The 26,926-nt window shown below is 66.0% G+C and carries 19 protein-coding genes; 10 read left to right on the plus strand and 9 right to left on the minus strand.

Translation table 11 applies throughout. From position 1 onward, the window contains the following. The first annotated feature begins 59 nt into the window (after positions 1–59). Entirely contained in the window at positions 60–1,985 is a 1,926-nt protein-coding gene (locus ACSE4D_RS04640; protein WP_436326705.1) for an FAD-binding monooxygenase, read from the plus strand. Positions 1,986–2,133: 148 nt separating this feature from the next. Here ACSE4D_RS04640 and ACSE4D_RS04645 read toward each other — a convergent pair whose 3' ends face one another. The 3 genes from ACSE4D_RS04645 to udk all read right to left on the minus strand — a co-directional run bounded on the left by ACSE4D_RS04645 (position 2,134) and on the right by udk (position 5,243). Beyond that, the gene (locus ACSE4D_RS04645) at positions 2,134–2,628 is read right to left on the minus strand and encodes a hypothetical protein (protein WP_135537376.1); all 495 of its coding nucleotides are present in this window, start codon (positions 2,626–2,628) and stop codon (positions 2,134–2,136) included. Positions 2,629–2,813: 185 nt separating this feature from the next. Continuing rightward, entirely contained in the window at positions 2,814–4,469 is a 1,656-nt protein-coding gene (locus ACSE4D_RS04650) for an HNH endonuclease (protein WP_135537377.1), read from the minus strand. A gap of 153 nt (positions 4,470–4,622) precedes the next feature. After that, positions 4,623–5,243 carry a uridine kinase gene (gene udk / locus ACSE4D_RS04655; protein ID WP_135537378.1) on the minus strand — a complete coding sequence of 207 codons (621 nt, stop codon included), beginning with the start codon at positions 5,241–5,243 and terminating at the stop codon, positions 4,623–4,625. A 263-nt stretch (positions 5,244–5,506) separates the two neighbouring features. Here udk and mgtE point away from each other — a divergent pair, with 263 nt between their 5' ends. Then, positions 5,507–6,850, plus strand: a complete 1,344-nt coding sequence (gene mgtE, locus ACSE4D_RS04660) for a magnesium transporter (RefSeq protein WP_135537379.1) — start codon at positions 5,507–5,509, stop codon at positions 6,848–6,850. A gap of 23 nt (positions 6,851–6,873) precedes the next feature. Here mgtE and ACSE4D_RS04665 read toward each other — a convergent pair whose 3' ends face one another. Beyond that, positions 6,874–8,415: an FCD domain-containing protein gene (locus ACSE4D_RS04665; RefSeq protein ID WP_135537380.1), complete on the minus strand. Its 1,542-nt coding sequence runs from the start codon at positions 8,413–8,415 to the stop codon at positions 6,874–6,876. A 149-nt stretch (positions 8,416–8,564) separates the two neighbouring features. On the opposite strand from ACSE4D_RS04665, the gene ACSE4D_RS04670 reads away from it, so the two are divergent. After that, entirely contained in the window at positions 8,565–11,999 is a 3,435-nt protein-coding gene (locus ACSE4D_RS04670; RefSeq protein WP_240689539.1) for a bifunctional proline dehydrogenase/L-glutamate gamma-semialdehyde dehydrogenase, read from the plus strand. 88 nt (positions 12,000–12,087) lie between these two features. Here the strand turns inward: ACSE4D_RS04670 and ACSE4D_RS04675 are convergent, their stop codons facing one another. Continuing rightward, entirely contained in the window at positions 12,088–12,930 is an 843-nt protein-coding gene (locus ACSE4D_RS04675; protein WP_436326706.1) for a GntR family transcriptional regulator, read from the minus strand. 297 nt (positions 12,931–13,227) lie between these two features. Here ACSE4D_RS04675 and ACSE4D_RS04680 point away from each other — a divergent pair, with 297 nt between their 5' ends. Genes ACSE4D_RS04680 through ACSE4D_RS04705 form a run of 6 tightly spaced genes read left to right on the plus strand, consistent with a single transcriptional unit; the run spans position 13,228 to position 18,913 of the window. Beyond that, positions 13,228–14,367: an ABC transporter substrate-binding protein gene (locus tag ACSE4D_RS04680; protein WP_135537381.1), complete on the plus strand. Its 1,140-nt coding sequence runs from the start codon at positions 13,228–13,230 to the stop codon at positions 14,365–14,367. Further along, on the plus strand, positions 14,364–15,293 hold the full coding sequence (locus tag ACSE4D_RS04685) for an ABC transporter permease (RefSeq protein ID WP_135537382.1): 930 nt from the start codon (positions 14,364–14,366) through the stop codon (positions 15,291–15,293). The genes ACSE4D_RS04680 and ACSE4D_RS04685 overlap by 4 nt, the downstream gene beginning before the upstream one ends. Before the next feature lie 26 nt (positions 15,294–15,319). Beyond that, positions 15,320–16,195, plus strand: a complete 876-nt coding sequence (locus ACSE4D_RS04690) for an ABC transporter permease (protein ID WP_205683269.1) — start codon at positions 15,320–15,322, stop codon at positions 16,193–16,195. Further along, entirely contained in the window at positions 16,192–17,286 is a 1,095-nt protein-coding gene (locus tag ACSE4D_RS04695) for an ABC transporter ATP-binding protein (protein ID WP_135537383.1), read from the plus strand. The genes ACSE4D_RS04690 and ACSE4D_RS04695 overlap by 4 nt, the downstream gene beginning before the upstream one ends. Continuing rightward, on the plus strand, positions 17,283–17,963 hold the full coding sequence (locus ACSE4D_RS04700) for an HAD family hydrolase (protein ID WP_135537384.1): 681 nt from the start codon (positions 17,283–17,285) through the stop codon (positions 17,961–17,963). Before ACSE4D_RS04695 ends, ACSE4D_RS04700 begins: the two co-directional genes overlap by 4 nt. Positions 17,964–17,998: 35 nt before the next feature. Next, on the plus strand, positions 17,999–18,913 hold the full coding sequence (locus ACSE4D_RS04705; protein ID WP_167854315.1) for an endonuclease/exonuclease/phosphatase family protein: 915 nt from the start codon (positions 17,999–18,001) through the stop codon (positions 18,911–18,913). Positions 18,914–18,956: 43 nt separating this feature from the next. Here the strand turns inward: ACSE4D_RS04705 and ACSE4D_RS04710 are convergent, their stop codons facing one another. Then, on the minus strand, positions 18,957–19,859 hold the full coding sequence (locus tag ACSE4D_RS04710; RefSeq protein WP_167854316.1) for an alpha/beta hydrolase: 903 nt from the start codon (positions 19,857–19,859) through the stop codon (positions 18,957–18,959). Positions 19,860–20,119: 260 nt separating this feature from the next. On the opposite strand from ACSE4D_RS04710, the gene ACSE4D_RS04715 reads away from it, so the two are divergent. Continuing rightward, positions 20,120–22,954, plus strand: a complete 2,835-nt coding sequence (locus tag ACSE4D_RS04715) for an ExeM/NucH family extracellular endonuclease (protein ID WP_135537387.1) — start codon at positions 20,120–20,122, stop codon at positions 22,952–22,954. Between the two features lie 13 nt (positions 22,955–22,967). Here the strand turns inward: ACSE4D_RS04715 and ACSE4D_RS04720 are convergent, their stop codons facing one another. Genes ACSE4D_RS04720 through ACSE4D_RS04730 form a run of 3 tightly spaced genes read right to left on the minus strand, consistent with a single transcriptional unit; the run spans position 22,968 to position 26,919 of the window. After that, entirely contained in the window at positions 22,968–24,122 is a 1,155-nt protein-coding gene (locus ACSE4D_RS04720; RefSeq protein ID WP_135537388.1) for a PrpF domain-containing protein, read from the minus strand. Positions 24,123–24,150: 28 nt separating this feature from the next. Further along, on the minus strand, positions 24,151–25,431 hold the full coding sequence (locus ACSE4D_RS04725; RefSeq protein ID WP_135537389.1) for an MFS transporter: 1,281 nt from the start codon (positions 25,429–25,431) through the stop codon (positions 24,151–24,153). 30 nt (positions 25,432–25,461) lie between these two features. Continuing rightward, complete coding sequence (locus tag ACSE4D_RS04730) at positions 25,462–26,919, minus strand: benzaldehyde dehydrogenase (RefSeq protein WP_436326707.1); 1,458 nt, start codon at positions 26,917–26,919, stop codon at positions 25,462–25,464. Positions 26,920–26,926 lie beyond the last annotated feature (7 nt).

Genomic DNA, 26,926 nt, shown 5'->3' on the forward strand with positions numbered 1-26,926 from the left:
CGTATATGAACTGATAGCATTCGAGTATCACGACGACGTGTCAAGAACCGGAGGTTGACATGCATTTCCATCAGAACGGCTATGTGTCCGCTGACCCGCGGATCGAGGAAGCCGCGGGCTGCGGAATCGATCGCAGCGAGGACCTGCCCGATGAGGTCGACGTCCTCATCGTCGGCAGCGGCCCCGCGGGAATGATCGCGGCCGCTCAGCTCTCGCAGTATCCCGAGGTCAACGCCCGGATGATCGAGAAGCGCGATTCCCGTCTGGTCATCGGTCAGGCCGATGGCATCCAGGCTCGATCGGTCGAGACCTTCCAGGCCTTCGGTTTCGCCGAGGAGATCATGCGCGAGGGTTATCACATCACGGAGATGTCGTTCTGGAATCCGGATCCGGACAACCCCGAGCACATCATCCGCACCGGACGGCCCAAGGATGACGAACACGGGATCAGCGAGTTCCCGCACCTCATCGTCAACCAGGCCCGCGTGCTCGACTACTTCGCCCAGTTCGCCGTCCAGTCCCCCGGTCGGATCACTCCTGACTACGGCATCGAGTTCGTCGACCTCTCCGTCGATTCCGCCGGTGAGGATGCGCCCGTCAACGACCATCCGGTGTCCGTCACCGTCCGCTACACCGCCGGTGACCGTGCCGGTGAGGAACGGACCATCCGTGCCGGTTACGTCGTCGGCTGCGATGGGGCCCGGTCGAAGGTGCGCTCGTCGATCGGGCGGACCATGTCCGGTGACCAGGCCAATCATGCCTGGGGTGTCATGGATGTCCTCGCGAACTCCGACTTCCCCGACATCCGCACCAAGTGCGCGATCTCGTCGAAGCACGGCAACATCCTCCACATCCCCCGCGAGGGCGGTCACCTCTTCCGGATGTACGTCGACCTCGGCGAGGTGCCCGAAGACGATGCTCGCAAGGTCCGGCAGACGAGCATCGACGAGATCATCCGGCGCGCGAATGCGATCATCGCGCCCTACAGCCTCGATGTGAAGAATGTCGCCTGGCATTCGGTCTACGAAGTCGGCCACCGACTCACCGATGCCTTCGACGATACCGATGAGACCGACCCGGGTTCGCCCTGCCCGCGCGTGTTCATCACCGGCGATGCCTGCCACACGCACTCGGCGAAGGCCGGTCAGGGCATGAACGTGTCGATGCAGGACGGCTTCAACATCGCCTGGAAGCTCGGCCAGGTCATCACGGGCCGGTCGTCGACGGAGCTGCTGCGCACCTATTCGGCCGAGCGTCAGGTGACGGCGAAGAACCTCATCGATTTCGACAAGGAGTGGTCGACGCTCATGGCGACTCCGCAGGAGGAACTCCCGGACAAGGCCTACCTCGAGGAGTTCTACGTCAAGACTGCGGAGTTCCCCGCCGGGTTCATGACCGAGTACACGGAGTCGATGATCACGACGTCGACGAAGCATCAGGAGCTGGCCGCCGGGTTCCCGATCGGCAAACGCTTCAAATCCGCTCGTGTCCAGCGCAGCTGCGATGCGAACTTCATCCACCTCGGCCATGAGGCGAAGGCCGATGGCCGTTGGCGCGTGTACGTCTTCGCTGATGCCGCGGCTCCGACCGCAGCGGTCGATGGCACCGCAGAGTCCAAGGTGGCAGGACTGGCGCAGTGGCTCGAATCCGATCCGACCTCTCCCCTGGTCGCCTACCGCCGCGCCGACGAAGACCTCGACGCCCTCATCGAGCTCAGCGTCATCTACCAGCAGGAGCATGCCGAGTTCGCGTTCCCCGATGTGCCGCGGGTCTTCCGCCCGCATGTCGGTGCCTTCGATCTCGAATACGTAGAGAAGATCTACGCTGCCCTGTCCGACGACGACATCTTCGACGTGCGTGAGATCAGCCGTGACGGTGCCGTCGTCGTGGTCCGGCCCGATCAGTACGTGTCGGGTGTCTTCCCGCTCGAGGCGCACTCCGAGATCGGCGACTACTTCGCAGGAGTCTTCGAACCCGTGAAGTGACGCGAATGACTGCAGCGGCTGACTGAGGCAACAGCCCCTTTTCAGAATGCTGAGGCTCAAGTGCCCTCGACCTGTGGTCGGGGGCATTTCGCTTGTGCTGCCAACCCTCGACGCCGGCAGCGATGTGTCCGAAGACCCGGAACCAGCCTCACGCGGCGGGACCATGGCGTTTGGCCATGCAGCGTTTGATTCGTTCACGGCGGTGACGATTCTTTTGGGCCTCGGCGACCAGTCCACAAATTCCCGCGGCGACGAAGAGGATGCTTCCCAGGACCCACAAACCGAAGCCTGCCGCAGGATAGGCGACCTCCATGCCCCCGGTGAGCATCCCGTTCGCGGTCTGTCCGTCCCACATCAGGATCGGCGGATCGGCGACCATCTGCAGCAGGTGCAGCCCCAGGACCGTACCGAGAACGATCGCTGCGATCGACCACCATTTCGAGGCGGACAGCAGCCAGGCAGTGAACGCGCCGGTGAGGATGATGATCCAGAGCGCGAGGTACCCCGGATTGAGGTCATTCATGTCGATCGGGGAGAATCCGAGAGACGTCACACGGATCCGCATCGATCCGTTCCCGCCGCTGTCGAGGACAGGCACGAAGGCCGTGATCACCCAGCAGGCCACCGATCCCAACGGGAGCACACGCGCTGCGAGGTTGAGACTTCGCCCTCGCGCTGTCGTCCATCGTGAACTGCCGTTCCTACCCGCCGTGCCCATACCCACGATTATCTGCAGCATTCGTGTGACAGGTGTTCCCACGATGTTCCAGATCCGACACGCTGCCTCAGCCCAGGTACGCAGCCTCGGCTCAGGTATGCAGCTCCGACTCAGTCCGGTCCGAAGACTGCCTTTACCAGTTCCGTCTCGACCGGGCTGCCTTTGCAGTCCGTCGCTGTCAGCCGCCGGTGCGCATTGCGTCTGCGCCAGTCGGCGATCTTCTCGGCACGGGTGCAATACCGCTGTTGCAACTGCTCGGGCAGTACGAATCTCGGGACGATCGACTGGAACTCGATCGGAAAACCCTCAGCCCTGCGCGGCGACTCGCCCCGCTGTGGTTCGGGGAGGTCCCGCTGTGGTTCGAGGAGGTCCGGCTGTGGTTGGCGGAGGTCTCGCTGTGGCTCTTCTTCCCGCTGCGGTTCGAGGAATCGAGAGAGGGCTTGGCGCCAATCGACCCCTGGCGGCGAACCTCCGGGTTCGGACACCGCTTCGGGGCGCGGAAACCGCATGCGGCGGATCACCGCGGGCGTGGCCACATCGTAGGTGCGCCCGCTCGGTGTGGTGACCCGCAGGCCCTCCGCTGTGGCTTCGTGCTTCCATCCGGGGTGCTCTTTCGCGTAGTTGCAGGATGCGCACAGGCCTGAACCGTTCTCCCAGGTGGTCGCTCCACCCGATGCGACCGGCCGGGCGTGGTCGGCGTGCCGGATCGGGGCATCACACCACGGAGTTCGGCATACATCGTCGCGGAACGTGATCATCTGCCGCAATCGTCCGGTGAACTCCCGGCTCTTCGAGTCCATTCCCACCAGCTGTCCGTCGTCGGGGCGGGTGAAGATCCTGCTGATGAACATCTTCGCCTCGTTCGCGGCAACGAATTCCCTTGCCGTCTTCGCCGGCAACGGCCCGAACCCGGGCAGCCAGGCCGGTACGAGTCCGTCAGAAAGCAGAGATTCGGCCTCGACGAGCAGATGGATCTCCGAGGGCACCGCCGTTGCGCTCGATTGGCCGCTCAGTCGTTCGACAAAGGTGTCGGCGAGCACCTGCTGGCGGTTCCGCCCGCCTGCATCAGCGGCGACAGTGATCGACTCAGCACCGGCCCGGAGGCTCTCATAGGCGGCGACGGCCTGTGGAAGCGGCAGGATCGCGGAGATCCTGGCCATCCCGTCATCGATCACGGTCAGGTTCACACGACGATTGGTCGCTGCTTTCGCTGCCCGCTTCGCAGCCGCTTCGGCGTCCATCTCGGCGCTGAGCGCACGTACTTCGGCGCGCAGGCTGCGCAGCCCTGTCGGCTCCAGACTGCGCTTCATCCGCGTATCGACCTTGCGTCGATCGGCATCGGCGAGGACCGCGGTCTCGTCGACCATGATGCGCGCTTTGTCCTCGGAGATCTCCCCCTTGGCCAGGGCCTTGAAGGTGTTGGGCATCCCGATGACGATCGTGCGGGCAGTGCTGAGAAACTTCCTGCCCGATCCGGGAGAGACCTTCTTCGCCAGCCCGACCTCGTCGCCGGCGCGCTTTCCGCAGTCGATCGCCGGCACCCGGTTGAGTCGGTCCCGTCCGATACGCAGCGCTTCGAAGGCCACGGCCTCTTTGGACTGTGCGGCGACGACAGCGGATCTGAGTTCTTCGAGCGCAGTGATCCGCGCCAGCGTCTCCGCTTCGGTGTCGCCCTGGTCGAGACCGCGCAGGAACTCGCCGAACCGAGTGATCTCGGTCAGCGGATCCGGAGCCATCGCTGGTTCCCGTGCGGAGTCGACGTCCATATGAAGACGCTACCCGTCGGCACTGACACGACATCGGAGACAAACCCGGCAAACGCCGTTCGTCCAGGTCAGACATGTCAGGTCAGACACGTCCAGCTCAGAAACGTCCCAGTCAGGCACTATGCCGGCTCACACAGGATGTGGGGCCGCGACTCAGCCGGCTCCGCCGACACCCCTCTGGATCCGATTGAGGATCATGTCCATGGCCACGATGTTGTGGCCGCCCTCGGGGATGATGAGATCGGCGTTGCGTTTCGAGGGTTCGACATAGAGTTCGTGCATCGGTTTGACCGTGCCGAGGTACTGGTCTTCGACCGACTGCAGGGTCCTCCCCCGGTCGACGACATCGCGTTTGATCCGACGCAGCAGACGCACATCGGCGTCGGTGTCGACGAAGAGTTTGATGTCGAGCAGTCGGCAGATGCGCGGCTCCGCGAAGATGAGGATGCCTTCGACGATGATCACCGGCGACGGTTCGACAAGGGTCGTGGCATCGCTGCGATTGTGGATCGAAAAGTCGTAGACCGGACTCTGCACCGCCTGTGAGGCGCGCAGCGTGGTGAGATGTTCGACGAAGAGATCGTTGTCGAAGGCGTCGAGATCGTCGTAGTTGACCTTCTCACGTTCGGCATAGCTGAGCTCATCGCGTCGCTTGTAGTAGTTGTCGTGGAACAGCACCGAGGGCGGGCCCTCGCATCTGTCCAACAGCGCCTGTGTGAGTGTCGTCTTTCCGCTGCCGGTTCCGCCGGCCACACCCACAACCAAAGTCTCCACGGTTCGATTCTCCTCCTCGGCTTCGCTCCTCCCCAAATCTATACCAGCCGATTGGGAGCGCCCTGCCTCGGATTCTCGATGCCCCACCGGCGTCCGTTAGACTCGGACCGCGCGCCGATGATGCGCGCGCAGAAGTTTCTTCGAGCAGATTCCCGGGAGGTGGTTGTCAATGGATTCCGACAGTCGATTGTGCCCCCTCCCTCACTTCCGCTGACGCCTGCCCCACCGCGCACGCGTCGACCCGACTCTGCTTGGAGTACGTCATGACCTCTGTCCTCGACGCCGCCACTGTCCGGACGCTGACCGACGATCGTGATCTCGCGGCCCTCGGTTCCGCCATCCGCGATCTCGGTCCCAATGCGACCACTGAGCTCATCGCCGAGCTCTCGGCCACCGAAGCCGCGATCGTCTTCCGCCTCCTGCCCAAAGACGAATCCGTCGAGGTCTTCGACGGTCTCGACCGCGGCACGCGCTCGGATATCATCGATGCCCTCCACACGGAGGAGCTGAGCACGATCTTCAGCGACCTCGATCCCGAGGATCAGGGCCGACTCGTCGATGAGCTGCCCGCGAATGTCACGACGAAGCTGCTCAACGCCGTCCCCGCCTCCGACCTCGGCGCGGTGATGGCGATCGCCGGCTATGGCCGGAATTCGATCGCCCGCCGGATGTCGCCGACGGCCGTCATCGCGTGGACGAACGACACCGTCGCCGAGGTGACCGGTCGACTGCGCGACACCGAGGTCGACCTCGAGGACGTCCGCCTCATCCCCGTCCTCACCCCTGATCGTCGGATCGTCGGCACCCTCGACGCGCTCGAACTCCTCCGCTACGCACCCGGTACCGGAGTGGAGGGCCTGGCCGTGCCCGTCGAGGAGATCACGCACACCGATGACGATATGGAGACCGCCGCCAGAACTGCCTTGCGCGAGGACGTCACCGTCCTGCCCATCGGCGACCGTGAGGGTCGCCTCGTCGGAATCCTGCCGATCAAGGATGCCGCACGCATCATCGCCGAGGCCGACGAGGAGGACTACGCGCTGTCCGGCGGCACCCAGCCGCTCTATCGCCGGTACCTTCCCACATCGGTCCTCACCATCGCCCGCACCCGCATCGTGTGGCTGCTCGTTCTCGCGATCTCGGCGGTGCTCACCGTCCACGTGCTCGAGATCTTCGAATCGACGCTGGCCGAGGTGGTTGCGCTCGCGCTGTTCATCCCGCTGCTGACCGGCATCGGCGGCAATACGGGTTCGCAGGCCGCGACGACGGTGACCCGTGCACTGGCGATGGACGAGATCGGACTGCGCGACTTCATCCGAGTCGCCGGCAAGGAACTGACGACGGGTCTGCTGCTCGGTGTGCTCCTGGCCGTACCGGCGTTCGCGATCGCCTCCCCGCTCTACGGCCTCGAGATCGGTGCCGTCATCGCGCTGACGCTCACGGTCAACTGCCCGATCGCGGCCGTGGTCGGAGGCTCGATTCCGATTGCGGCGAAGGCGTGCAGGGTCGATCCCGCGGTCGTGTCGACACCGTTCATCTCGACCTTCTGCGATGCCAGCGGTCTGCTCGTGTACTTCACCATCGCGATCGCGCTGCTCGGCCTCTGAGCCGACCGTCTCCCAGCCCGGCCTCACCCGAGGCTGCGGGTGAGCTGAGTCCACAGCTGCTGGTCGAAGCGACGCCGACCGAGCAGACCGGCCATATGACGGACCGCATTGTCGACCTTGCCGCGCCAGACGTCGATCGCGGTCTTCGCATCCGCTCCGCTCAGCGCGCGGAACATCGCCCGATCGTCGCTGACGATGCGGTCGCTGGCCGGTGAGTAGTCGAGCTGGAGGACGGAGATGAACAGGCGCAGCCGCAGGGTCAGGGATTCGAAGGCCCGCGCCGATTCCCGCAGTCCCGAGGCTCGGGCAAGCTCCTGTTGGAAATGGAGGTCGGCGTCTTCGACGTCGATTCCGCTGCGAGTCGGTGCCGAGGCCTCGACCTGCCGCAGGGCCAACTGCACGGGCACGAGGTAACGCTGCGGGCGCAGGGACAGCGATCTCAGCACAACCTCGCCGATGGCCATGCGGGCGGCATAGAGGTCGAGCACGTCGACGGTGGTGATGAGCGGGATCCGCGCCCCGCCGCGAGAACCGTCGAGCAGCTTGTCATCGACCATCCGGCGCAGGGCGGCGTCAACGGAGGCCCTGGGCACACGCATCCGTCGAGAGAGCAGGCGCGGGTTGATTCGGTCCCCGGGTTCGTAACCGGAGTCGATGATCTCCTCGCGCAGGGCGATCGCCAGGTGTTCGGTGATCGACCGGGTCTCCTTCGGCAGCCATGAAGAGATCTCCATTGAGTCAGAACTCATGGAACTTCTCACGGGCTCGACGGGCACAGACTCCCGCCACAGCACCCCCTCGAGTCCGTGCCGGACCCGTGCGGAGAGCAGATCGAGCAGAGACCCGGGGATGTCCTGGCATCCGGCCAGCATGGCCTTGAGCGCGTCGAGGAATTCCTCGAAGTCAACGCATGCGCTCACCCGTGATTCCGGCCCCGCACCGAGGTCGTCGGGAACTTCTCGCAGCGGGTCGAAGACGAGGAAACGGCCCTCGCCTGACAACAGATCGAGCAGCTGACCGGTGGGCATCTGCCGGTGTTCGCTGTCGAAGCGCTGCCGCCACCGCCCCACGCCGGCCGAGCGCAGCGCCGCCGCGATTCCCGCGATCCGACGCTGGATCCGTCGTGGCGGCACCGACGGGCCTCCGCCCCCGTTCTCACCCTCGTCACCAGCATCGACGCGCCGGACACCGACGATGACGAGAGGGAACCCGCTGGCGGCGAGGATGATCTCGTGGCCGCCTGTCACCGTGGCCACGGGCACGGTGAGAGAGCGGACGGAGCGGGAGACGATGCTCTGACTCAGACCGGTCGCCTCCGCCAGCGCCCGAGTCGAATAGTCTCGTCCGGAGATCCGGGCCCCGGCCGTCGCGACAAGAGCCTCGACGACGCGGTCGGCGGTGTCTTGGATCGGCGGGCGCCCGCTGCGCGGGCGATCGCTCAGGTCGGATCTGCTCGCCCAGCGCCGCAGCGACGTCGGGGACGCGCCCGTGGCCAGCGCCACCTCGGCGAGGGTGGAGGTCTCCAGCGCTGCCACCGCCTGACGACGGAACTCCGGGGAATACATCCCGTCATTCTAATATTTCTGACTCAAAGATGTCAGTGATGGTCTCCGGTCTCTTCACCCCCGGATTCCCGCGGAGCATACTGAGATCGAAGCCACGCGGTCAGCGCCGATGCGCGAAGGCACCATCCACGACAAGCAAGGGAGCGCAGTTGCTGCACACCGATACCGATCTCGAACAGCTCACGGCCCGGTCGATCGACACCGTCCGCAGATGGCTGCGGGTGGCAACTTCGAAGACCGCTGCGAAGAACCCGGCGGCCGAACGCCTCTCCGCGGTCCTCTCCGATGAGAACGGTCTCGACTTCACGGTCGGATTCGTCGATCGTGTGGTCCGCACCGATGATGTGCATGCGGCTGCCGATGCCCTCGCCGAGGTCGGCAAGCTCGCCCCGGAGACGATGTCCGCCCTCGACCGCGCGCAGATCAAGGCCGGCGCCGCGCTGGCGAAGATCGCCCCGCAGGTCGTCGTCCCCGCCGCCCGCACCCGTTTGCGCCAGATGGTCGGGCACATGGTCGTCGACGCCCGCGACAAGCAGTTCGGCAAAACCGTCGCGAAACTCACCGCCGACGGCCACCGGCTCAACATCAACCTCCTCGGCGAGGCCGTGCTCGGCGACGGCGAAGCCGACCACCACCTCGAGGAGACCCACCGCCTCCTCGCCCGCGAGGATGTCGACTACGTCTCGGTCAAGGTCTCCTCGGTGGCTTCGCAGATCTCGATGTGGGCCTTCGACGAGACCGTCGACTATGTCGTCGAGCGTCTCCGCCCCCTCTACCAACAGGCTGCGAAGGCCCCGACGGGCGCGAAATTCGTCAACCTCGATATGGAGGAGTACCAGGATCTCGAACTGACGATCGCTGTGTTCACGCGCCTGCTCTCCGAACCGGAGTTCAAGGACCTCGAGGCCGGAATCGTCATTCAGGCCTACCAGCCCGATGCGCTCGGCGCGGTGCAGCGGCTGAGCGAATTCTCCGCCGAACGTGTGGACAACGGCGGCGTCGGGATCAAGGTCCGCCTCGTCAAGGGCGCGAATCTCGCGTTGGAGACCGTGCACGCCGAGATCGCCGGATGGCCGGTGACGACGTGCGACTCGAAGCAGTCCACCGATGCCAACTACAAGCGCGTCCTGCACTGGCTGTTCACTCCGGAGCGGATGAAGGGCCTGCGCATCGGCGTGGCCGGACACAACCTCTTCGACATCGCCTTCGCCCATCATCTCTCCGTCGACCGTTCGGTCACCGACCGGGTCGAGTTCGAGATGCTCCAGGGCATGGCCAGCGAGCAGGCCGCCGCCGTGACCGAGGACGTCGGCGACCTCCTCCTCTACGTCCCGGCCGTGCACCCGAAGGAGTTCGACGTCGCGATCTCCTACCTGGTGCGCCGCCTCGAGGAGAACTCGGCTTCCGAGAACTTCATGTCCGGCATCTTCGACCTCGCCAACGGCAACGACGTGTTCAAGCGCGAGGCCGATCGGTTCACCGCCGCTGTCGCCGACCTCGAGTCGATCCTCGACTCCGAAGGTGAAGCCGCGCCCCTTCCCAACCGCCACCAGGACCGTTCGGCCGAAGTCCTCGGCGAGACCGTCGTCCCGACCGAGTTCTTCAACGAACCCGACACCGATCCCTCGCTGCCGGCGAACCAGGCGTGGGTCCGGAAGATCATCGCCGAGGCGACCGCTCCCGGGTACCTCGACGATCGTCCGCACGCGCCGACGGTCGAATCGACCGAGCAGCTCGATGAGATGATCGCATCCGGGCGCGCCGCGGCCAAGGGCTGGCGTGAGCTCGGGGCTGCCGGACGAGCCGAGATCCTCCACCGGGCCGCGGACATCTTCGCCGCCCGTCGCGGTGAGTTCATCGCGGTCGAGGCCGCCGAGGTCGGCAAGATGCCCGCGCAGTCGGACCCCGAGGTCTCCGAAGCCATCGACTTCATCCGCTACTACGCCCTGAATTCCCTCGAACTCGACTCGCTCGACGGGGCGAAGTTCACCCCCGATGAGATGGTCGTCATCACCCCGCCGTGGAACTTCCCCGTCGCAATCCCGACCGGCGGCACCGTGGCGGCCCTGGCGGCCGGGTCGGCCGTGATCCACAAGCCTTCGAAGCCGACGCCGCACTGTTCGGCGCTCATCGTCGACTGCCTGTGGCAGGCCGGTGTCCCGAAGGACGTTCTGCAGCTGTGCGCCCCGATCGAACGGGACCTCGGTCAGCACCTCGTGTCCCATCCCGATGTCGACCGGGTCATCCTCACCGGGGCCTCGGAGACCGCGGCCCTGTTCAAGTCCTTCCGCCTCGAACTCCACGTCAACGCCGAGACCTCGGGCAAGAACGCTCTCATCGTCACGCCCGCAGCCGACCGTGATCTGGCCATGGCCGATCTCGTCCATTCGGCCTTCGGCCATGCCGGGCAGAAGTGTTCGGCCGCCTCGTTGGGCATCATGGTCGGGTCGACCTACGACTCCGAGCGCTACCGCAGCCAGCTCATCGATGCCGCGTCCTCGATGGTCGTCGATTGGCCGGCGAACCTCGCGGCCACCATGGGCCCGCTGACCGAGGATCCTTCGGACAAGCTCCGTCGCGCCCTGACCTCGCTCGAGCCCGGAGAGTCCTGGCTGCTCGAGCCCAAGCAGCTCGACGACACCGGACGCCTGTGGAGCCCGGGTATCAAGGACGGGGTCAAACCGGGGTCGTTCTTCCACCTCACCGAGGTCTTCGGTCCGGTCCTCGGGCTCATGCACGCGAAGGATCTCGACGAGGCGATCGAGTTCCAGAACGCCGTGGACTTCGGTCTCACCGGCGGCATCCACTCCCTCGACCCGGAGGAGGTGCGGACCTGGCTCGATCGTGTTCAGGTCGGCAACGCCTACGTCAACCGCGGCATCACCGGAGCGATCGTGCGCCGGCAGTCCTTCGGCGGCTGGAAGCAGTCCTCGGTGGGTCTGGGTTCGAAAGCCGGCGGGCCGAACTACCTCATGCTCTTCGGCCACTACGCCGACGATCCCGCGAGCTTGCCGGGCGCCGTCGGCCCCGAGCAGGACCTCGATCTGGCCAAGGCCGATGACGAACGCTGGCTGGCCCGCGAATTCGGGGCGGCCAAGGACCACACCGGGCTGGCCTCCGAGGCCAACATCTTCCGCTACCGCCCTCGTCCGGTCACTCTGCGAGTGACGTCGACGGCGACGCTGTTCGACCTCGAACGCTCGGTTCACGCGGCCAAGACCGTCGGGGCGACGGTTCAGCTCTCCGTCGCCGAGGATGTACCCGCCGCGGTGAAGATCGCCGTGACGAACGCCGGGGTCGCCGCACGCACCGAGTCCGCCGCGGACTTCGCCGAGATGGTCGCCGCGGGCAGGTACGACGACACGGTCGGGGCCCGCATCCGCGTGCTCGGCGCCCTTGAGGACGAACTGCTGGCCGCGGCCGCTCCTCGCCCCGAAGTTGCGATCATCGATGAGCCGGTGACGTCCTCTGCCCGGGTGGAGCTGCGCTACTACGTGCAGGAGCAGGCGGTGTCGATGACTCTGCACCGCTTCGGCAACCCCAGTCGCGACTTCCACGAACTTGCGGCCGAACTCAAGGGCTGAACGCGAACCTCTCACTGAAGGCGGCCCGCCTCCTCGCAAGGGGAGCCGGGCCGCCTTCGTCTGTGGCTTCACGCAGCCCGCGAGGACCTCAGAACCAGTTCGGCTCGTCGGCGGTCAGCCAGCTGATCGGATTGACATTGCGGCCGTTCGACATCGCCACGGACAGGATGTTGGCCAGATAGCGATCTTCGGAGATCTCCAGCGGCCGGCCCGCGCTGTCACGACTGCGGCGGAGGTGACGCAGCAGCGGTCGCCCGCGGGCGACACCCAGGAGGGCAGCGTCCTGTTGGCCGCAGACGGTGGCTGAGAAGACATGATCGGCACCGGCGAACACGATTCCGTGCTGCTGGGCGAGGCTGCGGCTGACCGATGCCGCATCACCGGGAATCTTCTCGACCATCTCGCCGAGCTGCTCGGGGTAGCTCGTCCTCTCAACCATGACCTTCTCCCCGTCGAGCAGACGCACACGCAGAACCCGCAGCACACGTGCACGGGGGTCGACTTTGAGTGCCGCGGCCGTCTCCTCCCCCGCGATGCGCCAGTTCTGTTCGATGACATGACCGCCGGGAGTCCGTCCGTGTGCACTCGCCCACTGCGCGAAGCTGCGGAACTCCTCGGCCACGGCCGCCGGACGGGGACGTCGCAGCACCGTCTTCCGCGCGCCCCGGCGGCCTCCCAGCGTGCCCTCGCTGACCAGCAGACGCAGGGCTTCGCGCACCGTGCCCGGAGCGACTCGGTACTCGGCGGCCAGAGCCGCTTCGGATTCGAGGCTCTGCCCCACCTGACGTGCCCCGGTGCGAATCGACTCCCGCATCTGCTCCGCGATCTGCTCGTACCTTGCGCCACTCGCCCCGGTTGACTCCCGCTGCGCTTCGGTCACGCCTTCAGTCCTCTCATGATATTCCTCCAGTCCCGCCAGCACGCTCAGCACCGCATACGGTGCTGTGCATCTACGCTACCGCAAGCACCGAGATGTCGATGACAGCGCACTCACCGCATGCTGACCATCCGGATGCGGCAACGTCGACGGGCGTCCAGTGTTCACCCGAGAGGGGCGACAGTGTCACTCTCCATTCACACTTCGCTGGTGAGGTTATTCTTAATTCCACATCCTCACTAGTGAGCTAAATTGCCTATCCTTCATCTGTTCCCTATCGTGGATGGGGATCGAAGCACTTCGAATAAGAACACATGCGCTTACGCGCAAGTCCGAAAGGCGAGTACGACGATGCTCAAACACACACGAAAGCTCACAGCTGTCCTCGCAGTGGGCGCTCTGGCGGCCCTGTCCGGCTGCGGTGGCAGCGGGGAATCTGAGGAATCCGCCAATTGGCGATCGGCGACGTCGGTCGAAGACGGCGGGGGCATGGATGCTCTCGTCGAAGCGGCTCAGGCGGAGGGATCGCTCAACGTCATGGGCCTCTACCCCGATTGGGCCAACTACGGCGGGCTGCTCGACGCGTTCGCGGAGAAGTACGACATCGAGATCGACAACGACACCTCGACCGGCGCGAGCCAGGACCTCATCAACGCGGTGAAGAACAGGCAGGGGCAGGAGACCTCTCTCGACTATCTCGACACCGGCGAATCCTTTGCCGTCGATGCCGCCGAAGAGGGTCTGCTCGCCGAGTACTACCCTGAAACCGCCGATGACATCCCCGAAAACATGAAGTCACCGGACGGCACCTGGTTCAACCACCTCGGCGGGACCATGGCCATCGGCTGCGACGCCGAAGCGGTGAAGAAGTGCCCCACGAGTTTCGAGGAGCTGCTCGACCCGGAGTACAAGGGCAAGGTCGCTATGCGCGGAAACCCGACCACGGGCGAGGCCGGCTTCATGGCCGTCGTCGCCGCGTCCCTGGCCAACGACGGCTCACTCGATGACATCCAGCCGGGCATCGACTACTTCGCGGAGCTCTCGGACAAGGGCAACCTCGTGCCGACCGAGGCCGAGGCCGGAACGTTCGAGACTGGTGAGACGCCGATCGCCGTCAACTGGGACTACCTGCTCCTGCAGTGGGCGGACGACCTCGCTGACGGCGGGGTGGACATGTCGATCTCCATCCCGTCGGACGGCACTGTCGCCTCCTACTACGCAGCATCGATCAACGAGGATGCACCGCACCCGGCAGTTGCTCGCCTGTGGCAGGAATTCGTCTTCAGTGACGAGGGGCAGAACCTGCTGCTCGAGGGGTATGTCATGCCCGGACGACTCGACGCCATGGTCGAGTCCGACACGGTCGACGACGATGCGCTGTCGAAGCTGCTCGATGATGCGGTGGACCAGACAGCACCGCAGCCGACTCAGGAACAGCGGGATTCGCAGCAGAAGGTCCTCGCCGACAACTGGGCGAAAGCGATCGGATGACCTCAGTCCCACAGTCGCTGCCGCACACCGGTGGGCCGGCCGGAGAAGATTCCTCTCCGGCCGGCCCACGGCGCAGGCGCACCCCCTCACCGGCCCTGACGGCTCTGGCACCGATCACGATCATCATCGTGCTGTTCTTCGTGATCCCGATCGGCGGAATGGCGGCGACATCGTTCCTCGTCCCGGGCAGCGAACCGGGGACGAAGACCTTCGGCCTCGACAACTACACCGCGCTGGGTTCGGGTTCGCGCTCGATGGCCCTGGGCAACAGCCTGCTGCTGTCGTTCACCGCCGCCACGGTAGCCGCGGTCTTCGGCGGCATCTGCGCCTGGGCGATCTCGACCGTGAAGTCGAAGATCGTCGACTCCATCACCGCGGTCATCTCCAGCGTGCTGGCCAACGACGGAGGCGTCCCTCTGGCGTTCTCCTTCATCGTTGCGGTCGGCAACACCGGATACTTCACCGCGCTGATCACTGCGGTCGATTCGACGTTCACGCTCTACAGTGTCAAGGGCCTGATCCTCATGTACCAGTACTTCCTCATCCCCACGATGATCCTGCTCACGCTGCCCAGCTTCGTCGCGCTCAGACAGCAGTGGCGTGAGGCCAACACCTCCTTGGGCGGCACCGACCTGACCTTCTGGCGCCGAGTCGGACTGCCGGTCATCACCCCTGCCCTGCTGGGCGCCTGGCTGCTGATGTTCGGCTCCGCCTTCGGCACTCACGCCTCGGCGGCGGTGCTCATCGGCACGGGCGGCTTCCCCCTCATCCCCCTCGAGATCGCCGGCCAGCTCGCAGGCTCTGCTGCCACCGGCGGAGAAGGGGTGGCCATGGCGCTGGGTGTGACGACGGGAGCGATCGCCGTCATCGTCCTGATCGCCTTCAACGCACTGACGAAGAGGAGCGCCAAGTGGCTCAACACCTGAACAGCTCTCCGCGGATGAGGAGATTCTTGGCCTGGCTGCCACTGGCGGCCCTGGCGATCTTCATCCTCACACCGCTGTTGAGCTCGCTGACCTACTCGTTCTTCCGTGCCGACGGCAGCTTCACCACATCCGGGCTCACCGGTCTGGCTGACTCAGGAAAGATCGTGGCCCCGCTCATGCGCAGCCTCATCGTGTCGGTGCTCGCCGCCGTCATCCTCGTCGTCACGCTGGTTCCCGCGGTCGTCGCCGTCCACCTCTGGGCGCCCCGACTGCGATCGGTGCTCAGCATCCTGTGCACCCTTCCGCTGGTCGTCCCGGCGATCGCGATCGTCGCCGGGCTCTCGGCGGTTCTGCGCAGCCTCGCATCCCAGGGACGCGGCAGCTTCGGCATGCAGCTGAACACCATGCTGCAGTCCCAGGACCTGCCGCTCGTGCTCGTCGGCACCTACGTCATCCTGTGTCTTCCCTTCACCTTCCGGTCGATCGATGCCGGACTGTCCACCCTGCCGCTGCGCACCCTCTTCGAGTCCTCGTCGATCCTCGGTGCCGGACTGGGAACCACGCTCCGCCGGGTCGTCATCCCCAACATCCGCGGACCGGTGATGTTCTCCCTCTTCTTCACCTTCGCCCTGTCCATTGCGGAGTACACGGTGGCCGCGACCCTGTCGATCAACACCCTGCCGGTCTTCCTCAACACGCTCTCGAGCACGAACTTCCGCGGTTCGATCACGCTGTCCGTGCTGCTCAACCTCACCACGTGGCTGCTCTTGGCAGCTGCAACCGTGAGCGCATCGCGGTTCGGTCACCGACCGAACGCTGTGAGCGAAGACGATGAGACAGAGGCCGACGACCCGGCCCCCGCTTCGGCCGCCGCCTCAAGAAAGGACGCTGTGACCTCATGACCATCTCTGAACGCACTCGACCATCGCCCGCGGGCCCCGAGCAGTCGAACGAGCCCGAGTCCGTGCGCTTCGAGCACGTGGACAAGTCCTATGGCAGCACCGAGGTGCTCAAGGACTTCAACATCGACATCGAGGCCGGCAGCATGGTCAGCTTCCTCGGCCCTTCGGGCTGCGGCAAGACGACGACTCTGCGCATCCTCGCCGGTTTCGAACCGGTCAACGGAGGAGACGTGCTCGTCGGCGGCGAATCCGTACTGAAACTGCCGCCGAACAGCCGGGACATGGGCATGGTGTTCCAGAGCTACAGCCTGTTCCCCAACCTCAGTGTCAGCGACAACATCGAATACGGTCTGCGGATCCGCAAGGTCGATGTCGGAGCACGGCGCCGACGCACCGAGGAACTCCTCGAGATCTGCGGGCTGACCGGCATGGGCGGCCGCTTCCCGCATCAGCTCTCGGGAGGCCAGCAGCAGCGCGTGGCTCTGGCCCGCGCATTGGCCACCCAGCCGAAGGTCCTTCTGCTCGACGAGCCGCTGTCGGCACTCGACGCCTCGGTCCGTTCCTCACTGCGTGATGAGATCCGTCGGGTGCAGCAGGCGCTGGGCACCACGACGGTCTTCATCACCCACGATCAGGGAGAGGCGCTGGCGATCGCCGACCGTGTGGCCGTGATGAACGGCGGCAGGATCGAGCAGTACTCCGCCCCTCACGAGGTGTACTCCTCCCCCGCCACCGCGTTCGTCGCCCGCTTCGTCGGATCGATCAATGAGTTCGCCGTCGGCCGCGATTGGACGATCCGGGACCGTCTGCCCGTCGAACCCGCACCCGATGACACCATCTTCGTCCGGCCCGAGAATCTCTCGATCACCGCGGCCGCTGATGGCTTCCTCGAGGTCAAGCACAGCACCTACACCGGCGAGCGCACGATGGTCCACCTCGGTCTGCCCGGCGACCACAGCGCACAGTGGTCGGCATCGCTGGCCTCCGCTGACGCCGACGCTATGCGACCGGGACTGCGCATCGATGCCTCAGTCACCGCCGAGCCCGCACTGCGCCTGGGCCGCAACGACGCCGCAGGACTCCGCGCATGAGCGGCTCCATCACCGGCTTCTCCGGTGCCGTCTTCGACTGCGACGGTATCCTCGTCGACTCCGAAGCGCCCTGGATCGAACTCATGGGAGACTACCTGGAGTCGCTGGCCGCAGACGACATCGCAGCCGAGGATCTTCGCGGACTCACAGCAGCCGAAGCCGTGGCGCGACTGCAGCAGGTGCATAAGAGCCTCGGTTCCCCCAGCGATGTCCGACCGCCGACAGCCGAGGAGGTCGACCGCGCTTACAGCGCCGCTCTGGAACACGTCGCAGCACCCGTGCCCGGTGCTCCCGAACTCGTGGCATCACTGTCAGGCAGCATCCCGATCGCCGTGGCCAGCAACGGTCGCGGCGGCGACGTGCGCGGCCTTCTCGAGCGAGCAGGCATGCTCGACCTCTTCGACGCGATCATCACGATCGACGATGTCGATCAGGGCAAGCCCGCTCCGGACCCCTACCTGCTGGCCGCACAGCGACTCGGGTTGGCCGCCTCGGCGGTGGTCGCCTTCGAGGACTCACCGGTGGGGTCACAGGCAGCTCACACGGCCGGATGCACGGTGATCGGAGTCAACAGCGATCCCAGCATCGAACTGGCCGGCGAGGTGCGGCTGCGGCACTTCGCCCAGCTGCGCTTCGACTCCCGAACCCGCACGCTCCTCCTCGACTCCGACTACTGACCACCCACCCGATGCCGATCATTGGAGAAGATCCCATGCCCGCTGAGACCACTTTCACCCTGCAGACATGGAACGTCTGGTACGGCGGTCGAGAAGTCGACTTCGGCCAGGAGAAGCAGTACGCGATCGCAGCGCAGTTCCCGGCAGACGTCCTGGCGCTGCAGGAGTGCTGGGGCAGCGCTGCGGAGAACCTGGCCCCGAAGCTCCTGGCGGATCATGCGCAGCGCGGATGGGATACAGCCGTGCTCAGCACCGGGCAGCTGACGCCGGTGGACACCAGCACGCTGCCCTACGCTCAGGCCGCACTCGTGCGACCGCTGCCGGACTCGCCGCGGATCCTCGTGTGGTCCGTCCACCTCGCGCCGTACCCCTATGCGGTCTACCGAGCCCTGCAGGGTGAGGGCCAAGAGGTCGCCGATGCCGAAGAGGCTCCTCGTCTGCAGCAGATCGAAGAGATCCTCTCCGAGACTGCCCGCATCAGCGCTGAGGTCGACGAGGACGACCTGCCGGTGGTCATCTGCGGTGATTTCAACACCCCGTCCACCGGGGATTGGGCGGCGCGCACCGATCGACCCGATATCGCCTGGCGCTCTCCCGATGCGCTGCTGGCCGCCGGATTCACCGACACCTTCCGCGCGATCCACCCCGACCCCGTCGCCGCGCCGGCCGATACCTGGTCTCCGATCGAACCACTCACCCATGCCGGTCATGAGGAGAAGCCCGAACCGGGTCGCACCGACGGCGCCGAACCTCGTGATCGCATCGATTTCATCTTCTCCCGCGGCCTCGACATCGTCGACAGCGTGATGCGCGGCTGCAGTGCCGAGGGCCTGACCGAAGACGGGTTCGTCGATGTGGGCGGCCGCTGTGAACTCATCCCGCACCAGCGGCAGAACCGCTTCCCGTCCGATCATCAGCTCGTTGAGACGAGGTTCGCCTTCCGCAGCTGATCGTCTTGTCGCGATCGGCGGGGTGTCACGCGGTCGATCGCACTCAGGGACCGGTATTCAGCTGCTGCCCGACCTCCTCGGCGATCCCTTCGTAGACGGGCAGCACCGTCTGTCGTGTGGCGCCGATGAGGTTGAAGCCATGACCGACCTCGGGCAGGTCGACGTGCCCGCGCAGCGACCCGGCCCGTTCGAGACGCTCGGCGTAGCGGATGCCCTCATCACGAAGGATGTCTCTGCCGCAGGTGATGATGAGGGCGGGGGCGATGCCGTCCAGTGGCGCAGTGTCGTGGTCGCCGGCCGGTGACGCCAGACGACTGCGACGGTCGGTCGCATCCGGACAGTAGACGACGTCGAAGATCGGGCCCATGCGCGCCAGGAACGTCTCCTTGCCCTCGCGCAGCTTCTGGGCGGCGGGGATGCTCAGGTCGAGAGGCGGGTACATGAGCATCTGCAGAGCGAGTTCAGGACCGCCGTGTTCGAGCGCGAGCCGCGCCGCGCCCGCGGCCAAGGCGCCGCCGGCGGACTGACCACCGATGGCGCATCGTGTGCCGTCCCAGGGGCGCTTCTTCTCCGCTGCCCACAGCGCCACATCATAGGCCTGTTCGACAGGGCCGGGGAAGCGACACTGCGGCGCAGGAATGTAATCGACGTTGATCACGGTCACCTCCGCTTCAGCTGCGAGGTACCGACACAGCGGGTCGTCCTGTTCGGGGTGGCGCAGGATGAAGCCGCCGCCGTGCAGATTCACATAGACGCCCCTGCCCTCCATCCCCTGCGGAGGGGAGTAGACCGTCGCGGGCAGACTGCCGTGACGCGTGGGAATCCTGATGTCCTCGGTGCTCGCCGGGATCTCCGCGAACGAGACCTCCGACGGTCGGCGGGAACCGCCTGGGCCCTTCTGCGCCAGACGGGCAATGACATCGGCGACGGGACGGGGAACTGCCATGACTGACCTCTTTCGGTTTCGGCCTCGTCTGAGTCTCTGCCACCTCGGCGGCATTCCGAGACGACGGTACTCCACCGTACTGCGATGCCCACACGGCGAGCCCAGATCGCTCGCATAGACGCCACAGCGGCAGAAGTCCGTAGTACAGTCAGTTCACATCGTATTCACATGGTCGACACCGTTGTCGACCTGTCGCCGGATAACGTGCAGGAGATTGCGCTGATTCCGTGCGCGGTGCTCCGTTCCCACGAAAGGCCCCTATGAACGTCTCCAAGACGGCTTCATCCGCTGCTGCTCTCTGCCTCGTCGCAGGCCTCGGACTTGTTTTTCCCGGCGGCCCGGCGCTTGCTGCCGATGCTGTCCACATCAGCGAGATCGGCTACACCCTCGACATCGATTTCATCGAGATCGCCGCGGAACCGGGCACGGACGTTTCGGGGTGGACCATCGGGTCCGTCACTCGCGGCGGCAGCGTCCAGGCCGAGGAGAACACGACGACGCTGCCCGAGGACAGCACCGTCGGTGATTCCGGCGCACTGGCCGTCGAGGTGCCGATCACCAACTCCGTGAACTCCGGTCCCGCCGCCGACGGCAGCTACGGCTCGTCCGCCTACGCCATCGACGACGAGGGCGCACTCGTGTCCTTCGCACAGATCGGCGGCGTCGTCGGCGGCAAGGGCGTGACCGGAGCAAACGGCAAGTACACGCCCGCACCCGTGGTCGGTGAGGAAGCCGAACCCACGGGTGCCACGGCCGCCGGCGGGCAGTCGATCCAGCTCGTCGACGGCACATGGACATCCGCGGCCCCCGCCCCCAACGCCCTGCCCGGTGATGATGGCGGCGAAGATCCGGGCCCTGACCCCGAAGACGTCACTCCGATCGCTGACATCCAGGGCACGGGCAGCGAGAGCCCCCTTCAGGGTGAGACCGTGAAGACCCGCGGCGTCGTCACCGCTTCCTACCCCGACGGCGGTCTCAACGGCTACTACGTGCAGACACCCGGCACCGGCGGGGCCGACGACGAGACTCCGGGTGCCTCCGACGGCATCTTCGTCTACTCCCCCGACACCGTCGGCAGCATCAGCATCGGCGATCACCTCGAACTGACCGGCATCGTATCCGAGCACTACGGTCAGACGCAGATCTCCGTCGGTGCGAACGGATTGACGACTCTGGAAGAACCCGCCGAGGCGGTCAAACCGGTCGAGGATGCGTTCCCCACGGATGAGGCCGAACGCGAGGCCCTCGAAGGTATGCTCCTCCAGCCCAGCGGTGAGCTCACCGTCTCCGACAACTACAACACGAACACCTATGGTGAAGTCGTGTTGGCCACCGGTGAGGAAACCCTCCCTCAGGCCACGGATGTGGCCCGCCCGGGCTCCGAAGAGGCCGAGGCGATCGAGGCGGACAACCTCGAACGCGAGGTCATCCTCGACGACGGAGCGACCGTGAACTTCCTGGAGAACGATAAGGATGTGCCTCTGCCCTATGTCTCGAACGACGCTCCCGTCCGGGTCGGCGCCACGGCAACGATCACCTCGCCGGTGGTGCTCGGATTCGATCACGAGAAGTGGCGCTTCCAGCCCACAACCCGCCTGACCGGGGCCAACGCTGACGCGGTCCAGCCGGCGAGCTTCTCCGACACCCGCACCGAGGTTCCGGAGGCCGTCGGCGGTCAGATCAGTCTCGCCAGCTTCAACGTCCTCAACTACTTCACCACGACCGGTGACCAGCTCTCCGGCTGCACCTACTACGACGACCGCGAGGGCAACCACATCACCGTCCGCGGCGGCTGCGAGGCTCGAGGGGCTGCGAATGCCGAGAGCCTCAAGCGGCAGGAGTCGAAGATCGTCACGGCGATCAACAAGCTCGACGCTTCCGTCGTCTCCCTCATGGAGATCGAGAACTCCGCGAAGTTCGGCGACGACCGCGATGTCGCGCTCGAGACGCTCGTCGAACGCCTCAACGAGGCGGCCGGAACCGAGAAGTGGGACTTCGTGCCCTCACCCGAAGAGGTCCCGGCCGATGAGGACGTCATCCGCACAGCGCTGATCTATCAGCCCGCCGAGGTGGCCCCGCAGAAGGACTCCACGATCCTTGACGATGAGGATGCGTTCTCGAACGCACGCGAACCCCTGTCTCAGGCGTTCGCCCCGAAGGACGACTCCGGTGAGGTCGAGAAGGACAAGACGTTCGTGACAATCTCGAATCACTTCAAGTCCAAAGGCTCGGGCGAAGGTCCGGGCAATGAGGACTCCGGCGACGGCCAGGGTGCCTCGAACGCCGATCGCGTCAAGCAGGCGAAGTCGCTCGTCGACTTCGCCGGAGACCGGCAGAAGGCTGCCGGCAGCGACTATGTCTACCTCCTCGGCGACTTCAATTCGTACACACAGGAGGATCCGATGCAGGTCTTCTACGAGGCCGGCTTCAAGGACGTCGCCTCGGAGAAGACGGATAAGTCGACCTACGTCTACGGTTCGCGCACCGGCAGTCTCGACCACGTGCTCGCCCTCGATTCCGCTGGAGGCGCAGAAAACGCGGCGAACACACAGAACACCAGCACCGAGGCGGCCCTTCCTTCCAGCGGATTCGACGCGATCACCGGGGCCGATATCTGGAACATCAACTCGGTGGAGGCGCTGGCCCTCGAATACAGCCGCTTCAACTACAACGCGGCTGACCTCTTCGCACCGGATCAGTTCCGAGCCTCCGACCACGATCCCGTGATCGTCGGGCTCTTCGACGAGGACTCCGATGACGGGGGCTCGGATGGTGCGAGGTCTGACTCGGACGGTGCAGATGGCGGGTCAGAGGACGCCGACGGTTCGGACTCTGCCGGTTCGGACGGCGCCGGAAGCAGCGCCGACGGCGCTAACGCTGGCTCCGACAGCGCGAGCGGCAGCGACAGCGGGAACAACGGCACCGCGTCAGCCTCGAGCGACGCCAACGCGAGCGACGCCGACTCGGGCAGCGACGCGGGAGGCCATCTGCCCCGGACGGGTACCGACCTGACGGTGATGATGGCGATCGCGGCGGGGCTCATCGCAATCGGCGCGGGCGTCGTCTTCCTCGTTCGTCGGCGCCGCCTGAGCTGAGGCCGGCCACCCCTCAGTCGCTGACGGCGACCTTCCCGACCATGAGCACCCGTGCGGTGCGGAACAGGGAGGTCGCCGTCACCGTCTGCGCGTCGTCGTCCCACACCGCCGAGGCGGTCACTACTCCCGATGGTGTGCCCAGTCGCACCTCTGGGCCGGTCCATTCGGGATTGTTGCGTTCGATGATTCCGCGGACGAACGAATCACGTTCGGGCAGAAGTGCGGCCGCGGCCAGGCACATCGCCGCGGTTCCCGGGACGGCCTTGTGCGCCTGTCCCATCGAGATGACGCGGACCAGGATGTCGACGTCGGCAGCCGCAAGTCCGGTGCCGTCGAGGAGTGTCGTCGCCTGCGGATTGCTGACGATCGCGACCTTCGGCACGACCTCCGGCGCCGTCTCCGGAGTCTCGCACAGCCCCATGCGCACGGCGGCTTTGCGCCGCAGCTCGTCGATGAGGCGCAATGACGGCGCGTTTGCGTCGATAGCTCCGGGTGATTCGGTGCCACGCAGCATCACCAACGAGGACGGCACGACCACGAGCGGCAGGGTCGCATCGACAAGCGTAGCCTCGAACCGACATCCGCCCACCTCGAATTCTTCGCGTGCGACTCCGGTCGGCAACAGTGCACCGGTCCGACTGCCCGCAGGGTCGGGGTAGGTGAGTTCGATCGTCGCGCCCGTGCCGCTGACACCGGGCAGCATCAGATCGCCCTCGACCGCAGCCTGCCCGTCGACGACGTCGAGGCCGACATCGACGAACTTCTCGGTGTTCGTGTTGAATAGGCGAAAGACATGCCACCCGTCGTCGGCAGAGACCAGCCCGGACGACAGGGCGAAGGGCACGACCCCGGAGGAGAGGTTTCCGCAGTTGCCGGAATAGTCGACGACCGCCTCGGTGACTGCGACCTGCCCGAAGATGTAGTCGAGGTCGACCCCGGCACGGGTCGAGGCGGACACGACCATCACCTTCGACAGCGAGGAGAGGCCTCCGCCCATCCCATCGAGCTGCCGGCCGAACGAGTCCGGTGATCCCAAGGCGGCAGTGAAGATCGCGTCCCGCTCCGAGGTGTCACCCCCGGGGCCCAACGGCGGCAGAGCGTCCTCACGGAAGAACAGGCCTTTGCTTGTGCCGCCGCGCACGAAAGCGGCATCGATCCAGCGGGTCATACCCCCAGAGTAGCCAACACCCCGGACATCACTTCACCGACTTCGGCACGATGGCCATGGCCGCGAACCCGAGCACCGCGACGACGGCGAAGAGGTAGAAGCCCCAGGGGTAGGCGATGCCGGCGGTGACGAGGGCACCGGTGATGAACGGTCCGACGATGGCACCGAGGCGGCCGATTCCCGAGGCCATGCCGAGCGCGGTGCCGCGGGCCTGGGCCGGGTAGATCGCTGAGACGAAAGCGTACACGAGGACCTGGGCGGAGAAGACGAAGACGCCGGTGACGAAGACGGCGACGTTGAGCAGAATCTGGCTGGTCATCGGCACGGACAGCGCGGCGAGGAAGATCGCGGCGAGGATGAACCACATGAGGACGATCTTCTTCGTCCCGTGCTTATCGGCCAGCCATCCGGCCAGGACGAGCCCGACGACGGCTCCGATATTCATGACGAAGAGCATGACGAGGGAGTCCGAGACCTCGTAGCCGGCGTCGGCCATGATCTTCGGCAGCCAGGTGTTGAGGCCGTAGACGAGCAGGAGGCCCATGAAGCTCGCCGCCCACACACCGATGGTCACGAGTGCGAGTTTGCCCTCGAAGAGTCCGGCCATGCCCGTCTTCGCCTTCGCATCGACCCCGCCGGCAGGGTCGACGTCCGCTCCCACCGTCGCCGAGGCGGCCGCCGGGTTCCGTTTGAGCTCCTGCGCGATGAGGAATGCTTCGGACTCCGGCAGCTTCCACCACAGAAGCGGAACCATGAGCAGGCCCGCGACACCGCCGGCGATGAAGAGGAGATGCCAGTTGTGGGAGTAGGCGACGGCGAGCAGGGAGATCGCAACGGCGCCGGCATGGTAGCCGGTCATCGTCAGGGTCGTGGCCTTGCCCGTCTTTCCGGACCTGTTGTATTCGCTGATGTAGGCCAGGGCGCTGGGCATCACGGCGCCGAGGAAGAGACCGGCGATGAACCGGAACGTCGTGAACAGGGCGACGTTCGGGGCGAAGGCGACGAAGAGGGTGAAGACACTGAAACCGATGACGCAGGCGATGATCGCCCAGCGTCGGCCGATCCGGTCGACGACGGGACCGACGGAGACGGCACCGAGTCCGACGCCGACGAGGCTGAGCGTAGCCACGACGGTGGCCGCCTCGGGGGTGAAGCCGAGCGCCTGGGTGGCGAGGAGCTCGGGGATGACTGCGCCGAGCACGACGAGGTCGAAGCCTTCGAGGGCGACGGCGAGCCAGCAGAGGACGGCGGGCCACCGACCAGCCGGGGTGACGGCAGGCATGGTTGCGGACGGGGCGGATGAGGACATCGGAGTCTCCGAATCAGGTGGTGTGGCGAATCAGAACGGGTAGGGCGCGATGGTCGAACGCATCGTCACCCATTGGGTTTCGGTGAAGGCCTCGATATTGGCGTCGGCACCGCCGAAGCGCGAACCGTTGCCGGAGTCCTTCATCCCGCCGAAGGGGACGTTGGCCTCATCGGAGACGGTCTGTTCGTTGATGTGGACCTTTCCGGTATCGACGAGGTCGGCCAGCTCCATGGCCGACCCCACATCACCGAGGATGCCCAAGGACAGGCCGTATTCGCTGGCGTTGACCATCTCCGCGGCTTCTTCGAGGGTGGAGAACCGGGCCACGGGGGCTACGGGGCCGAAGATCTCGGTCGTCCACGCCGGGTTCGACGGGCTGAGGTCAGTGAGCACCGTGGGTGGGACGAAGGCGCCCTCGCCGACTCCCCCGGCGACGAGACGGGCACCGTCGGCGGTGGCCTTGTCGATGATGTCGCGGACGTGGGTGCGCTGCTTCTCGTCGATGATCGGTCCGATCGCGACGTCTTCGGTGGCGGGATTGCCGACCGGCAGATTCCGGGCCCGTTCGGCCAGGCCCTCGACGTATTCGTCGAAGATCGATTCGTGGACGAGGTGGCGGCCGGTGGTCATGCAGATCTGGCCCTGGTGCATCCATGATCCGAAGGCCCCCGCCGAGGTGGCCGGACCGACATCGGCGCCGGGCAGGACGACGAGCGCGTTGTTGCCTCCGAGTTCGAGGTGGCAGCGCTTGAGGAGGCGACCGGCGGCTTCGCCGACCTTGCGTCCGGCCCCGGTCGACCCGGTGAAGGAGATGACCGAGACCTCGGGGGCGGCGACGACGGCTTCGCCGGCGTCGAGTCCGCCGGGCAGGACCTGGAGCAGTCCTTCGGGCAGTCCCGCCTCGGCGAAGACCTTCGCGATCGATACGCCTGCGCACACCGCGGTGCGGGGGTCGGGTTTGAGCAGCACCGCGTTGCCGAGGGCCAGTGCCGGCGCGACCGAGCGCATGCCGAGGATGAGCGGGAAGTTGAACGGGGCGATGACGGAGACGACTCCGGCCGGCACCCGGCGGGCAAACGACCAGCGGGGTTCGTTCGAGGTCAGGACCTGGCCCTTGGGGTGGCTGGGCAGGGCCGCGGACTCGAAGCAGATCGCTTCGGCGGAGGCGATTTCGAGGGCGGCCTTGGCCGGGATGGAGCCGGCTTCGCGGACGATCCAGGAAGAGAGTTCGTCTGCGTGTTCGGCCCACAGGGCACCGGCCCGGCGGAGCACGGCCGCGCGGTCGGCCGGTGTTGTGCGCGCCCATTGCCTCTGCGCGGCCGCGGCGCGGGTGGCGGCGGCGTTGACGTCGTCGGCGCTGGCGGCCCCGAGGCGGCCCAGGGTCTCTCCCGTCGCCGGTTCGATGACGTCGTAGGAGTCGCCGGACCCGGCGGTCCAAGTGCCGGTGAAGATCTTCTCGTGCCAGTCGGTTCCCAGGAAATCAGCCATGATGTGT

Origin of the sequence: Brevibacterium sp. FAM 27836 (genome assembly GCF_051351055.1) — a bacterium.
Taxonomy (GTDB): domain Bacteria; phylum Actinomycetota; class Actinomycetes; order Actinomycetales; family Brevibacteriaceae; genus Brevibacterium.